The organism is Paenibacillus sp. NEAU-GSW1, assembly GCF_009737085.1.
In the GTDB taxonomy this organism is placed as follows: domain Bacteria; phylum Bacillota; class Bacilli; order Paenibacillales; family Paenibacillaceae; genus Pristimantibacillus.
In genome coordinates this window covers 14621-27315 of record NZ_WOVL01000022.1, presented here as the reverse complement: position 1 = coordinate 27315, position 12695 = coordinate 14621, and the positions used below count along the sequence as shown (strand labels likewise).

13 protein-coding genes are annotated in these 12695 nt (G+C 49.5%); 11 read left to right on the top strand and 2 right to left on the bottom strand.

The features are described from left to right. Positions 1-11: 11 nt before the first annotated feature. From GOM71_RS16820 to GOM71_RS16790, 7 genes are all read left to right on the top strand, one after another. Positions 12-674 (top strand): fumarylacetoacetate hydrolase family protein, encoded by a 663-nt coding sequence (locus GOM71_RS16820; RefSeq protein ID WP_253944892.1) that lies wholly within the window; start codon positions 12-14, stop codon positions 672-674. Continuing rightward, positions 664-876 (top strand): helix-turn-helix domain-containing protein, encoded by a 213-nt coding sequence (locus tag GOM71_RS16815; RefSeq protein WP_156283127.1) that lies wholly within the window; start codon positions 664-666, stop codon positions 874-876. Before GOM71_RS16820 ends, GOM71_RS16815 begins: the two co-directional genes overlap by 11 nt. A gap of 82 nt (positions 877-958) precedes the next feature. Continuing rightward, the gene (locus GOM71_RS16810; RefSeq protein WP_156283125.1) at positions 959-1699 is read left to right on the top strand and encodes an MBL fold metallo-hydrolase; all 741 of its coding nucleotides are present in this window, start codon (positions 959-961) and stop codon (positions 1697-1699) included. A 1-nt stretch (position 1700) separates the two neighbouring features. Next, complete coding sequence (locus GOM71_RS16805) at positions 1701-2288, top strand: TetR/AcrR family transcriptional regulator (RefSeq protein ID WP_156283123.1); 588 nt, start codon at positions 1701-1703, stop codon at positions 2286-2288. A gap of 129 nt (positions 2289-2417) precedes the next feature. Beyond that, positions 2418-2750: a hypothetical protein gene (locus GOM71_RS16800; protein ID WP_156283121.1), complete on the top strand. Its 333-nt coding sequence runs from the start codon at positions 2418-2420 to the stop codon at positions 2748-2750. A gap of 43 nt (positions 2751-2793) precedes the next feature. Then, positions 2794-4104: an MFS transporter gene (locus tag GOM71_RS16795; RefSeq protein ID WP_253944891.1), complete on the top strand. Its 1311-nt coding sequence runs from the start codon at positions 2794-2796 to the stop codon at positions 4102-4104. 149 nt (positions 4105-4253) lie between these two features. Beyond that, positions 4254-4928: a hypothetical protein gene (locus tag GOM71_RS16790; protein WP_156283119.1), complete on the top strand. Its 675-nt coding sequence runs from the start codon at positions 4254-4256 to the stop codon at positions 4926-4928. Positions 4929-5287: 359 nt separating this feature from the next. Here GOM71_RS16790 and GOM71_RS16785 read toward each other — a convergent pair whose 3' ends face one another. Beyond that, positions 5288-5515, bottom strand: a complete 228-nt coding sequence (locus GOM71_RS16785) for a 3-dehydroquinate dehydratase (RefSeq protein WP_156283117.1) — start codon at positions 5513-5515, stop codon at positions 5288-5290. A gap of 256 nt (positions 5516-5771) precedes the next feature. Next, entirely contained in the window at positions 5772-6677 is a 906-nt protein-coding gene (locus GOM71_RS16780; RefSeq protein ID WP_156283115.1) for an AraC family transcriptional regulator, read from the bottom strand. 148 nt (positions 6678-6825) lie between these two features. Between GOM71_RS16780 and yicI the strand changes: the two genes are divergently transcribed. The 4 genes from yicI to GOM71_RS16760 all read left to right on the top strand — a co-directional run bounded on the left by yicI (position 6826) and on the right by GOM71_RS16760 (position 12643). Next, complete coding sequence (yicI, locus tag GOM71_RS16775; protein WP_156283113.1) at positions 6826-9147, top strand: alpha-xylosidase; 2322 nt, start codon at positions 6826-6828, stop codon at positions 9145-9147. Between the two features lie 206 nt (positions 9148-9353). Continuing rightward, on the top strand, positions 9354-10118 hold the full coding sequence (locus GOM71_RS16770) for a sugar phosphate isomerase/epimerase family protein (RefSeq protein WP_156283111.1): 765 nt from the start codon (positions 9354-9356) through the stop codon (positions 10116-10118). 183 nt (positions 10119-10301) lie between these two features. Further along, positions 10302-11321, top strand: a complete 1020-nt coding sequence (locus GOM71_RS16765) for a Gfo/Idh/MocA family protein (protein WP_156283109.1) — start codon at positions 10302-10304, stop codon at positions 11319-11321. A gap of 461 nt (positions 11322-11782) precedes the next feature. Next, complete coding sequence (locus GOM71_RS16760) at positions 11783-12643, top strand: CAP domain-containing protein (protein WP_156283107.1); 861 nt, start codon at positions 11783-11785, stop codon at positions 12641-12643. Positions 12644-12695: the final 52 nt, after the last annotated feature.

Genomic DNA, 12695 nt, shown 5'->3' with positions numbered 1-12695 from the left:
AAGCTTCACTTATGTCGATGGCATTACAACTTAGCTCAAGGCAGTGGATCGAGAACGTAGGCAAAGTGATTGGAACAGGGCCGAACTTTAAACTTTTTCGCGAGGAGAAGGGGTTGAAGGAGGAGGACGGCTTATCCTTATTCATGAAAACGCCGGGCAGTCTCGTAACGGCGGGTACGAACTTTATTTCTCCCGACATTACGGAATTTATTTGCGAGGTTGAGATGGCCGTCATTATCGGAAAACGTGCGGAACGAGTGTCGGAAGCGGAAGCGGCCGACTATATTGCCGGTTATGCGCTTGCAAACGATATGACGGCAAGCAGCCACTGGGATAACGGCCGTTTCAAAATGTTCGATCAAATGACGCCGATCGGTCCTGTTATATCGGCAGACAAAGTACGCGACCATCAAAATATTACTCTCGAAATGCGGGTTAACGGGGAACCGGTCCAGAAGGACAGTACAGCTTCGATGCTCTATCCGGTCAATTGGCTCATTTCGCATATTTCGCATATAACGGCGCTGAATCCGTACGACGTCATACTGACGGGAACGCCAAGCAATCCTAAAGTATGCGCAATTGGCGATGTCATTGAGTTGAGAAGTCCGGAGCTCGGCGAATTCCGCCATCGGATTGCCCTTGTCGGCGCAGGTGAGCGATATGAAGGTTGAGCTTGGCATTTGTCTGCTTGATGAAAGGTTGGCCGAAAAGGGCATGACCGCCTTGCAACTGGCTGCAGCTTTGCAATATAAGCCGGAGCGGATTGCCGACTATATGGAGAACAAGAGAATTATGCCGTTGAAGGCGGCCATTTCAATTGCCGCTGTAATTGGATGCCGCGTAGAACAGTTGTACGAGCTCAAGCCCATTTAAAAAAAATGGTTGCATAAACTAATGGTATTAGTTTATTATTTAACTAATAATATTAGTTTAAATGCAAAGGTGGTTAGTTGATATGAGATTGACTCGTTCTGGCTCCAGTTTCGTTTATCAGCTTACGTTTATGCCTTCATTATTTCCGGTGAACTGTTATCTGGTAGAGGAAGAAGACGGGCTGACGCTTATAGATGCAGCGCTGCCGAACAGCGCAGATGCGATTAGCAAAGCGGCGGAAAGCATCGGTAAAGGAAAGCCGGTTGCACGAATTGTGCTGACGCATGCGCATGGGGATCATATCGGAGCGCTGGACGCATTGAAAATACGGTTTCCCGCAGCCGCTGTTTGCATTTCGGCAAGAGATGCCCGCTTGCTCGCCGGCGAACGGTCGCTTGATTCGGGTGAACCGAATACGCCGCTGAGGGGCGGCATTCCGAAGCCTGGAGCGATTAGAACGGTGCCGGATACTTTGCTGCAGGATGGCGACAGAATCGGATCGCTGCTGGCTGTAGCCGCCCCGGGTCATACGCCGGGATCGATGGCTTTTTTGGATGAAAGAAGCGGCGCGCTTATTGCCGGAGACGCCTTCCAGACAAGGGGCGGGGTTGCGGTGAGCGGTCATCTGCGGCCATGGTTCCCGTTCCCGGCTTGGGCTACGTGGAATAAGGAAGCTTCCGTTAACAGCGCTCGAAAGCTGCTTGCCTTGAATCCGTCCGTGCTTGCTGTAGGCCATGGAGATTTGCTTCAGGAGCCGGCAGCTGCCATGAGGCAAGCAATTGCCGAAGCGGAGAAACAGATGAATACGTCAAAGGAGAAATGATATGTCGCCACGCGCAGGACTGGATCTACAAACGATACTGGAGGCCGCCGCCGCTATCGCTGATAAAAAGGGAATGCAGGAGGTGACGCTCGCTTCGCTGTCGCAGACGCTCGGGGTCCGTTCTCCGTCGCTATATAACCACATTAACGGATTAAACGGTTTGCGCTGCAAGTTGGCCGTATTCGGTTTGAATCGTCTCAACGACAGACTGATGCGGGCCGCTGTCGGCCGCTCCGGGGAGGATGCCGTATTAGCCGTCGGGCAAGCGTACATCGGCTTTGCAAGGCAGCATCCCGGTCTATATGAAGCAACGCTTTCTTCTGTGCATGACGGAGCGAGCGAGGATGCTGAAACGGCAGCAGAACTGAGAGAAGTAAGCGACGAACTGGTGGCGCTTATGATTCAGCTGATTAGGGGAGAGGCGCTAGAGGAGGAAGAGGCGATTCATCTTGTGCGCGGATTGCGCAGCATTATGCATGGCTTTGCCTCGTTGGAGCTCGCCGGCGGCTTCGGCATGCCGGTGAAGCTGGACGACAGCATCAATAAGGCGTTGATCGCTTATTGGCGCGGAATGAAAAATTACGCATAAGTACAAGGCAATCCAATCCAAATGCCTTCGATCGTTAAGTTGCCGCCCATTCGGCATATTCAGTCGGCACTCTGCAGTAAGTATTAAATGCAGGGATTCGAACTTGTATGCGAATGGGGGCGTTTTGTTTTGTCCAATAAAAAATTGCCGCGCAGCTCGCTGCTGTCGTTAGGCGGTTTGATTTTTCCGATAATCGTGCACGGCATTCATATGCTGCTTCCAGTGCTTGTCACAGGCGGAGCCACGCTGACCAGCAGCATACATAATCACAAGAATGGCGGTCAAAGTTTGAACGACCCGTTTATAGATGCGCTGATTCTTGCGATTACCGTCGTATCGGCTCTGTTTACGATCTGGTACTTGTATCGGATTTGGTCGCGCAAAGATTGCAATCGAGTGTCTGCCTGGAGCTACACGGCCGTATCCGTCGTTTGCTTTGCTCTTATTATGATCATAATGTAGCGCGCTGAATTTAGTGTTGCGGTATTCGTCGTTCTCTGTTCTAATGAAAGCAACAGTTAAGCGTGTACACTATCATCAGGGAGCCGCAATCGGGCATCCGGAAGGAACAGAGATTACGATGGAAGCCAAAGGAAATGTAAATAAATTCGGTTTAAATATGACGCCGCGCGTGTGGCTTAATTCCAAAATCGATTTTGGAGCGTCGATCTTATTCAGCCTGTTCAACGTTGTATTCAATCAATTTTATGTCCCGTTTGCCATCCAGCAAGGGGCCACCTCGCTGCAGACCGGGTTGCTGTCCGCCGCTCCGGCGATCGGACTGTTGTTTTCCCCGGTATGGGCGAATTGGATCGAAAAAAGCGGAAATCCGAAACCGTTCGTGATGATTCCGAATTTAATCGGCAGAATGCTGCTGTTGCTGCCTGCTTTTTTTGCCGACCCAGCCGTATACGTCGTTACAGCGCTCGTTATCCAATTGCTGATGGGCGTGCAAGCGCCAGCCTATGCATCGCTCGTGTCGAGTCTGTACCCTCCTGACGTCAGAGGGAGAATAATGGGCTATGTGCGAGTCGCCATGGGCATGCTCATGATTCCACTGGCTTACCTTGTCGGCAATTGGGCAGACGCCTCAGGTCCAGAGTGGCCGTTAATATCCGCTTCGGCCGCCGGAGTTGCGTCAATATTTCTTTTTAATACCGTGCGGATGCCAAAGAAAGCGATGGCAAAGCCTGCCGGTCCAGTTAAGCGTTTCTCCTTCGCCGAGCAATGGGAATTGGTCAGAAACAACCGGCCGCTTGCCGTTATGTTCGGCGCAACGATGTTTGCAGGGTTTGGCAATATGCTGTCAAACCCGTTATACCAAATCATTCAGGTAGAAGTGCTGGATCTTAGCAACGCTCAAATCGGCTATGCCCGTGTTTCGTATTTTGCCGCGCTGTTGCTGACTTACCTTGCAGCAGGTTGGATTATTGACCGGTTTGAAATAAAATATGTGCTGCTGTGCGGCATTGCCGCCTATGCGATCGTGCCTATGCTTTACGGTTTTATCGGGAACTACCCGGCGGTGCTTGTCGGCAACGGCATTCAGGGCGTCGGGGAAGCGATCTGGGATATCGGCATTTTATCTTTCGTTTTTCGCCTTGCTCCAGGCAGGGAGGCTGTCGTATTCGGCATCCATTTGATGCTTTTCGGCATTCGCGGCTCGATCGGTCCGCTGCTTGGCGCTAGTTTATATGAAAGCATGGGGCTTACCTTGCTTCTGGGAGCGGCTGCTGCTTGCGGCTGGATCGGAACGCTGGTGTTTGCAGCGGGCAACTTCCGCAGGGCCAGAACAAAGCAAAGCGAGGTTTTATAGAAGAAAGAGACTGCCGATCTTCGGATCTTAGGCAGTCTCTTTTTTGTGTGCAGGAAGATCCCGGAATGCCGTCGTTCATACGGTATTCATATTGCTTTGCTACAATCAGTGCGAAATCGTGAAAACATGGATGGAAAGGCGGAAATATAATGAACATGAATAAGTGGAAGCTTATGTTCAGTGCGGCAGTCATTGTTGCTGCATTAACCGGCTGCGGCGCGAATGCCGATACAACCACCCCTTCAACGGCGGAAGTCGGCGAACTGTCGGACCAGCAGCGTCCGGCAGGCGGCATGATGATGGGCGGAACGCTGGGCAAAATAAAGTCCATTGACGGTCAGACGATAACGATTTATACTTCATCGTTTAATCCGGGCGAACGTCCTAATGGTGGCGGCGGTGGTCAGCAGGATGGACAAGCGCCGGCAATGGACGATGGCGAAATGCCGCAGCCTCCGCAGGACGGCGAGAAGCCAGCTGGAGACGGCGCTGTACAAGGCGAGAGGCCGCAGCGTCCCGAGGGCGGCATGATGAACATGGAAAACATGTTCACGGAAGAGACTGCCGAAATTACGGTGTCAGATGCTACCCAGATCATCTCGACTACTTTCGAGAATAATGAGCGAAAAGAAACGACGTTAACGCTCGCTGATTTGAAAGCGGATGACGTTATAACCATTACGCTGAAAGAGGGCACGCAAGAAGCGGAAGCGATTCGTCTCGGCGGGTTCGGCGGTTTTGGCGGCGGCGGAATGGGCGGAGGACGCCAGCAGCCGGGAGATCAGCAAGGCGGCGCTGCGGCAACAACGACGCAAACGAACTAAACTGTTGGCTGTTGCAGCTCAAGCACGACTGAGCCTTTAACGAACCGGCTTCGCTATATAAGGAAACTAACTTCGTTAAATACTCGCTTAAAGGGCGGTTTCGAGTATTTAGCGAAGCGATGCTCGTTAGCCGGGAACCGCAGTTCGCAATTAGCGAAAACTATTTCGCTGATACAGGCAAAGTGTGCGCTAACCCGAAAAATAGAGCGATTTAACGAATCAAGCTTCGCTAAATCGCGAACCAGATTCGTTAGGAGTGAAACACGTGCGTTCACAATTCACAACCATAACAACCTACGAAAAAAGGCTTATGCGCCGATCAGCAGAAGCATCTGCAATCGGGCATAAGCCTTTTTACCTTAATACAACGATATCGTCAGCGTGTCTTTCTCGTACAAGGAGTGAAGCGTCGCTTCACTGCCGACAATTTCAACGCTAATAAGTGACTTAATGCAGTTCTTCAAAGCGTTCTTGCCGGTTTCAAGCTTGCGGTTTAAAACGTCGGACAGTTTGTCTATCGCTTTTTTATTCGTATCGGTTAAGTATACGGGTATCGTCCTGTTATTAAAAAGAATCATCGTTTTCATTGCTATATCCTCCAATCTGCTCTTGGACTGATTATGTTTCGCCTAACGGCGTGAATGGGCTTTTTTCGTGATTTTATTTCTATACGATTCGACTCGTAAAAAAGTTTCATAGCCCGAGACAAACTTTTAAATCGGTAGCCGATTCTCAATGTAATTAATTCGGTTGCAGTTTATCTATCTGTATTGTATACGAAAAAGGTTAACTGTTTCTTAAAAAATAATTAGTTTTTGGTTACAATATTATGTCTCGCCCAGCTTATGCTTTTTGTTTACGGTATTCTGACGGTGTACAATTCATCGTTTTGCGAAATACTTTAATGAAATAACTGATATGGTCAAATCCGACTTCAAGCGCAACGTCGGATATTTTGCGTTCCGTATGCTGGAGCAGCTCTGTCGCTCGGCTGACCCGGTAAGCGTTCAAATATTCCACAGGCGTTTGGCGGGTCATCCTTTTGAAAAAACGGAAAAATTGCCCTTCGCTCATCGGAATTTGATTAGCCAGTTCGTTAATGCGAATCGGATTGGCGTAGTTTTGCTGAATGTACAAAATCGTTTTTTTCAGCCGTTCGACTCGTTCAGCCCGAAGCTGATCCTCGGAGCCGGACAGGGAGCGATTGCAAGAACGCCCTTCCGGTTCAATTTCATTGAGCATGAGAAAAAAATATCCTTTAACGGCGGCCTCATTGTTTAATGCGGAATTCGATTCCTCATCAAAGCTGCCGAGCAAGTTGGACAGATGGGAAAGAAGACGCTTCTCCCACGGCGTATCCGGGCGGATATGGCGGGGAAACGTCTTTTTCTTTTCCTGAAACGGACGAATGAAACGATTCTGCACAGCATCGTAGCCGGCGCTGTCCAACCAGCGCGGATCAAACACGACTGCGCAGAAGCTGCAAGGCGCGCCGTCAAGCGAATAAGCGGCATGGATGTCGCCTCCGTCGATAAAGACAGCTTCGCCTTTTTGTACTTTAACGTATTCCGTATCGTTCTGAAAAAGCAGCTGTCCCTCAAGCACATATAGAAATTCGGCTTCGTCATGCCAGTGGCAGTCAACGTTAACTTCGCCGGGAGCGTAGTCCATCCAATAAGCGGCTAGCGGAAATTGAACATTGCCATGCAGGCGGTCCTCGCGAAGCGAATGCCGCATCGTCATGTCCATTCTACAACGCCTCCAATCACACTAGGTCAGAATAATGTTATAAACAAGCATGATGATGTTAGTTATTCACGGTTTTTATCAGTATAATGCAAATTATAGAGCTAGTCCATGATAAACCAATGTGAGAAGAGAAAGGCTGGTTGGAACAATGAAATTTACAGACGGCAACTGGATGATTCGCGAGCAGTACCAGGTGTTGAGCGCAGTGCAAGCGCATGATTTCGAAGAGCGTAACGGCACGTTGACGGCATATGCATCGCCGCGTCCGATTTTGTCGCGCGCCAATATGCTGGATACGATGCTTCTGACGGTGCAATTCCATTCCCCGATTCCTGGCGTTATCGGCGTTAAGCTGATTCATCATATGGGCGTTGCGGATCACGGTCCGGCATTCGAGCTTACCCGTGAGACAGGCAATCATGTAACGATTGAAGAAACTGAAGAAGCAGCGATTTTGACGAGCGGCAGCTTGAGTGTTCGCATTCGCAAAGGCCCGGAATGGGCTGTCGATTTCTATCGCGGCGAAGAGCGCATTACAGGCAGCGCGCAGCGTTCGATGGCTTACATTACAGAAGGCAAACAGCAATCCTTCGTGCGCGAAGAGCTTGATCTTGGCGTAGGCGAATGGGTTTACGGCCTTGGCGAGCGTTTTACGCCTTTCGTTAAAAACGGCCAAGTCGTTGATATTTGGAACAAAGACGGCGGCACAAGCTCCGAGCAATCGTACAAAAATATTCCTTTCTATGTAACGAACAAAGGCTATGGCGTATTCGTTAACCATCCGGAGCTCGTATCGTTTGAGGTCGCTTCGGAAAAAGTGAAAAAAGTGCAATTCCACGTAACAGGGGAATCGCTTGAATACTTCGTTATCGACGGACCTACAATTAAGGACGTACTGGGCAAATATACAGCGCTGACTGGCAAGCCTTCGCTTCCTCCAGCATGGACGTTCGGCCTGTGGCTGACAACTTCCTTTACAACAAACTATGACGAAGCGACTGTTAATTCGTTCGTTGACGGCATGGCAGAGCGCGACTTGCCGCTGCATGTATTCCACTTCGACTGTTTCTGGATGCGCGATTTCCATTGGACGGACTTCAAATGGGATGAGCGGGTATTCCCGGACCCGGTGGGCATGCTCAGCCGCCTGAAAGAAAAAGGGCTGAAAATATGCGTATGGATCAACCCATACATCGCACAGCGCTCGCGCCTGTTCGAAGAAGGCAAGAAAAACGGCTATCTGGTGAAAAAGCCAAACGGCGACGTATGGCAATGGGATTTGTGGCAGCCGGGAATGGCGATCGTCGACTTTACGAATCCTGCGGCATGCGAATGGTTTGCCGGCTATCTTCGCGAGCTGGTTGACATGGGCGTCGACAGCTTCAAAACGGACTTCGGCGAACGTATTCCAACGGACGTTGTGTACCATGACGGATCCGACCCGCACAAAATGCATAACTACTATACGTATCTCTACAATAAAGTGGTATTTGATTTGCTTGAAGAGAAGCTTGGCAAAAACGAAGCGGCGCTGTTCGCGCGTTCCGCTACGGTTGGCGGACAGAAGTTCCCTGTACACTGGGGCGGCGACTGCTATGCCGACTATGAATCGATGGCTGAAAGCTTGCGCGGCGGCTTGTCGCTCGGCATGTCCGGCTTCGGCTTCTGGAGCCATGACATCGGCGGCTTCGAAAATACGGCGCCGGATCACGTCTTCAAACGCTGGCTCGCGTTCGGCTTGCTCTCCAGCCACAGCCGTCTGCACGGAAGCAAATCGTACCGGGTGCCTTGGGCATACGATCAAGAAGCGGTTGATGTTACCCGTTTCTTCACGAAGCTTAAATGCAGCCTGATGCCTTACTTGTTCGATACGGCCGTACAAGCGACAGAGCTTGGCTTGCCATCCATGCGTGCAATGGTGCTGGAGTTCCCAGAAGATCCGACTGCGGAATTCCTTGACCGCCAATATATGCTGGGCGATTCGATTCTCGTTGCCCCAGTATTTAGCGAGAACGGTCAAGTAACTTACTACTTGCCGGAAGGGCGCTGGACGCATCTGTTGACCGGCGCTTCGATAGAAGGCGGCAAATGGTTCAAAGAAACGTATGATTTCTTCAGCCTGCCATTGTTCATCCGCCCGAACTCCATCGTTGCAATCGGCGCAAACGATGTGAAGCCGGATTATGACTTCGCTGAAGGCGCTAAGCTGACTGTATACGAGCTGGAAGACGGACGCTCCGCTTCCGCAACGGTACGCGACGTGAAAGGCGCAACGGATCTTGAAGTTACAGCTGCTCGCCAAGGCCAGTCTATTGCGGTTAGCGTGAAAGGCAGCGGCAAGCCGTTTACGCTTGCGTTGAAAGGTTCTGTTATTGAAGCGGCATCCGGTGCATCCGTAACGGTTCAAGACGGCGTTGTATCCGTACCTGCTGGCGTAAAAGAAGCGAATATTACGCTTACAATTCGCTAATAGTAATAAGGAAAGGCGCAGCCCATGGCAGCTAGATAGCCGCGGAGGGTTGCGCCTTTCTTTTTGCCGAAATGCAGCGATATAACAAAATCGCATATAAAAAGAGTAATTAATGAGCTGTTTTTTGTAGGTACTGGGTTTTATAATGAAGTTCGAAAAGCAAAAACAAATATTAACACATGACAGAGTAGGGAGTGCATGAAAGCATGGGCAAACTGCCAATCGGACTGCAGCTATTTACGTTGCGGAATGAAACAAGTGTAGACATGGAAGGAACGCTTCGTAAAGTAGCAGCGCTTGGCTTCGAGGGCGTTGAATTCGCAGGATACGGCGGAATCGAAGCGGAGAAAATGCGTGACTTGCTTCAAGAACTTAATCTGAAAGTGATCGGCAGCCATATTGGCCTCCAATTGCTCGAAGAAAAAATTGACGAGGAAATCGCTTATTTGCATACGATCGGAGCAAAATATGCGAGCATTCCTTGGCTTGAAGAAGATCAACGCAGCGCAGAAGCATGGCAACAGCATTTTGATAAATTCGAGCAGTATGGTAAGCGTTTCCGCGATGCGGGCATTCAGCTTTTATACCATAATCATGATTTTGAATTTCACGTTTCGTTTGACGGCAACTTTGTTTTCGACGAGCTGTTCGATCGTATCGGCCCAGATCTGCTAAAGGTTGAAATGGATATCGGCTGGGTTCAATATGCAGGACAAGATCCTCTTGAATATGTAACTAAATATGCAGGCCGTCTTCCTATCCTTCATCTTAAAGATTTCCTTAAAGGCGAGAACGGAATGGACACAGTTGAGCTTGGAAGAGGCTTACTGCCACGAGTCGAGCTTATCGAGCTCTCGGAGAAAATAGGCGTGGAATGGATAATAGTCGAGCAAGACAACTGCGCGAATCCGCCGCTTGAAGCGGTTGAAGAAAGCCTCAACTGGCTGAAAAACAACTATTTGAACAAGTAATTATTATATCTGAAGCCTTAAAAGCGACGGAAGGAAAGTTTGAGCTGGAGGAGCGAAAGCGTCTGCCTTTGGATAAGGTGTGACTTTGAGTTTCACTCAAAGCTCCTGATGTCAAGCCGGAAGCCAAGCTTTCTTGCAGTTGCGTATTAAGATTCATATTAAGAATTCGAAGGGATGATTCTAATGAGTAAAGTAAGAGTAGCGGTAATCGGTTGCGGTTCGATTTCGAAATGGCGTCACATTCCAGAGTACGTAGATAACAAAAACGTTGAATTGGTTGCATTCGTTGATCCGGTTATTGAACGTGCACAGCAATATGCGGAGCAGCATGGCGGCAAAGCGTTTGCCGATTATGAAACGATGCTGGCTGAAATTAAACCAGACGCAGTTAGCGTATGTACGCCAAACGCAACGCACGCTTCGATCTCGATCGCTGCGGCTAACGCTGGCGCGCATGTGCTTGTTGAGAAGCCAATGGCTTCGACAGACGAAGAAGCGGCGGCGATGATTGAAGCAGCTGCTAAAAACGGCGTGAAGCTGATGGTTGGACACAACCAACGTTTCGTTCCTTCGCATGTTAAAGCGAAACAAATTTTGAAATCTGGCGTGCTTGGCAAAGTGCTGACGTTCAGAACATCGTTTGGCCATCCAGGTCCGGACAACTGGAGCATCGACGGTGCCGGCAGCTGGTTCTTCCGTAAAGACGAAGCGATTATGGGCGCAATGGGCGATCTCGGCGTGCACAAATCCGACTTGATCCGCTGGCTGCTTGACGACGAAGTATCCGAAGTCGCTGCATTTATTGCAACGCTGGACAAACCGGGCGACGTGGACGATAACTCCTCTGTACTCGTTCGCATGAGCAACGGAGCAATCGGCACATTGGTAGCAAGCTGGACTTACTATAAAGGCGAAGACAACAGTACAGTGCTCTGGTGCGAAAAAGGCGTAATGAAAATCGGCACAGATCCGGACGATCAAGTTATCGTGGAACTGCGCAACGGCACAGTGGAAAGACATAAAGTAGGCGCAATCTCGACGAATGAGAAGCAGCTTGCAAGCGGCGTTGTCGAAGCGTTTATCGATGCGATTGTAAACAATACAACTCCAGAAGTAACAGGCGAAGAAGGACGCAAGTCGCTCGCCGTTATTTTGAGCGCGTTTGAATCGCAAGCAACAGGTAAATTCGTTAAAGTGCAATAATTATCGGTCCATACAGCCGAACGAAAACATAGGAATACATAATTACGGTTCGGCAAGAAAAGCCGCAAAACGCTGACTCTATCAGCTGTTTTGCGGCTTTTTGCTATGCGGAAAGCAGTTGATCCATATAGCGGCGTATATTTGAAAACGGTTTCTTAACGGATTCTAATCTTGCAGCGATGATATACGATTGATCTATCAAAATAGGAGCCAATCCTTTAAGCCTGGCACTGAAATGCACGTTTTTCGGCAAAATGAACGCTTTCTCATAAAGCGGAGAAAACGCAGAAAACACAATGAAATCGCGGGTTTTACCAGTTTTTGAGTCGTGAATCTAGCTTTGCGGCCATGTTACGATAACTTGCGTCAGGGAGCACAGCAAACAACACAGAGTCATTAGCAATTATCAAATATTGCAGATTCAGCAACACAATATACAACATTTTAGGAGGATGATTTACATGAAGATGCAAACATTACGAGTGGGTGTCGCTAGCTTGGCAGCAGCAGCTTTGATCAGCGCAGGAGTAACGGCTCCAACTGCAGGTGCAGCAGAAGCTGTGAAGACAAACTCCAACGTTATTGCCATTAATAAAGATCAAATCGCGCAAATCGCGAAGCAGTACGGCATCGACCTTGATAAAATTACGTTTGGCGGCATTACGATTCAATTGCCGGTTATTGTAACGAAGCCAAGCACAGGCACGGGCACAACGACGAAGCCAAGCACAGGCACGGGCACAACAACGAAGCCAAGCACAGGCACGGGCACAACGACGAAGCCAAGCACAGGCACGGGCACAACAACGAAGCCAAGCACAGGCACGGGCACAACAACGAAGCCAAGCACTGGCACGGGCACAACAACGAAGCCAAGCACTGGCACAGGCACAACAACGAAGCCAAGCACTGGCACGGGCAACAATTCCAACACGAACAGCGGCACAGTATCGCAAAGCGAGTTCCAGAAGCAAGTTGTCACATTGGTTAACCAAGAACGTGCTAAAGCAGGTCTGGCAGCATTGGCAACTGACGCGCTTTTGACGAAAGTAGCAACGGCTAAAGCGAAAGATATGGACGATAACAACTACTTCAGCCATACGTCGCCAACTTACGGTTCGCCATTTGATATGATGAAGCAATTCGGCGTAACTTATTCCTATGCAGGTGAAAATATTGCTTCCGGCCAAAAAACGCCGCAAGAAGTAATGAATGCATGGATGAACAGCTCGGGTCACCGCGCGAACATCTTGAGCGCTAACTTCAAAAAAATCGGTGTCGGCTATGTTAACGGCAAATGGGTACAAGAATTTACGGGCTAATTGCAACGCTAATGAAGGGCGAGGCGTCATGCGACAAGCATGGCGTCTTTTT

What these genes read in the sequence shown, in the direction of transcription:
- GOM71_RS16820 (WP_253944892.1), top strand. Translation starts at nt 12, where the DNA reads ATGTCGATGGCATTACAACTTAGCTCAAGGCAGTGGATCGAGAACGTA.
- GOM71_RS16815 (WP_156283127.1), top strand. Translation starts at nt 664, where the DNA reads ATGAAGGTTGAGCTTGGCATTTGTCTGCTTGATGAAAGGTTGGCCGAA.
- GOM71_RS16810 (WP_156283125.1), top strand. Translation starts at nt 959, where the DNA reads ATGAGATTGACTCGTTCTGGCTCCAGTTTCGTTTATCAGCTTACGTTT.
- GOM71_RS16805 (WP_156283123.1), top strand. Translation starts at nt 1,701, where the DNA reads ATGTCGCCACGCGCAGGACTGGATCTACAAACGATACTGGAGGCCGCC.
- GOM71_RS16795 (WP_253944891.1), top strand. Translation starts at nt 2,794, where the DNA reads ATGAAAGCAACAGTTAAGCGTGTACACTATCATCAGGGAGCCGCAATC.
- GOM71_RS16790 (WP_156283119.1), top strand. Translation starts at nt 4,254, where the DNA reads ATGAACATGAATAAGTGGAAGCTTATGTTCAGTGCGGCAGTCATTGTT.
- GOM71_RS16785 (WP_156283117.1), bottom strand. Translation starts at nt 5,515, where the DNA reads ATGAAAACGATGATTCTTTTTAATAACAGGACGATACCCGTATACTTA.
- GOM71_RS16780 (WP_156283115.1), bottom strand. Translation starts at nt 6,677, where the DNA reads ATGGACATGACGATGCGGCATTCGCTTCGCGAGGACCGCCTGCATGGC.
- yicI (WP_156283113.1), top strand. Translation starts at nt 6,826, where the DNA reads ATGAAATTTACAGACGGCAACTGGATGATTCGCGAGCAGTACCAGGTG.
- GOM71_RS16770 (WP_156283111.1), top strand. Translation starts at nt 9,354, where the DNA reads ATGGGCAAACTGCCAATCGGACTGCAGCTATTTACGTTGCGGAATGAA.
- GOM71_RS16765 (WP_156283109.1), top strand. Translation starts at nt 10,302, where the DNA reads ATGAGTAAAGTAAGAGTAGCGGTAATCGGTTGCGGTTCGATTTCGAAA.
- GOM71_RS16760 (WP_156283107.1), top strand. Translation starts at nt 11,783, where the DNA reads ATGAAGATGCAAACATTACGAGTGGGTGTCGCTAGCTTGGCAGCAGCA.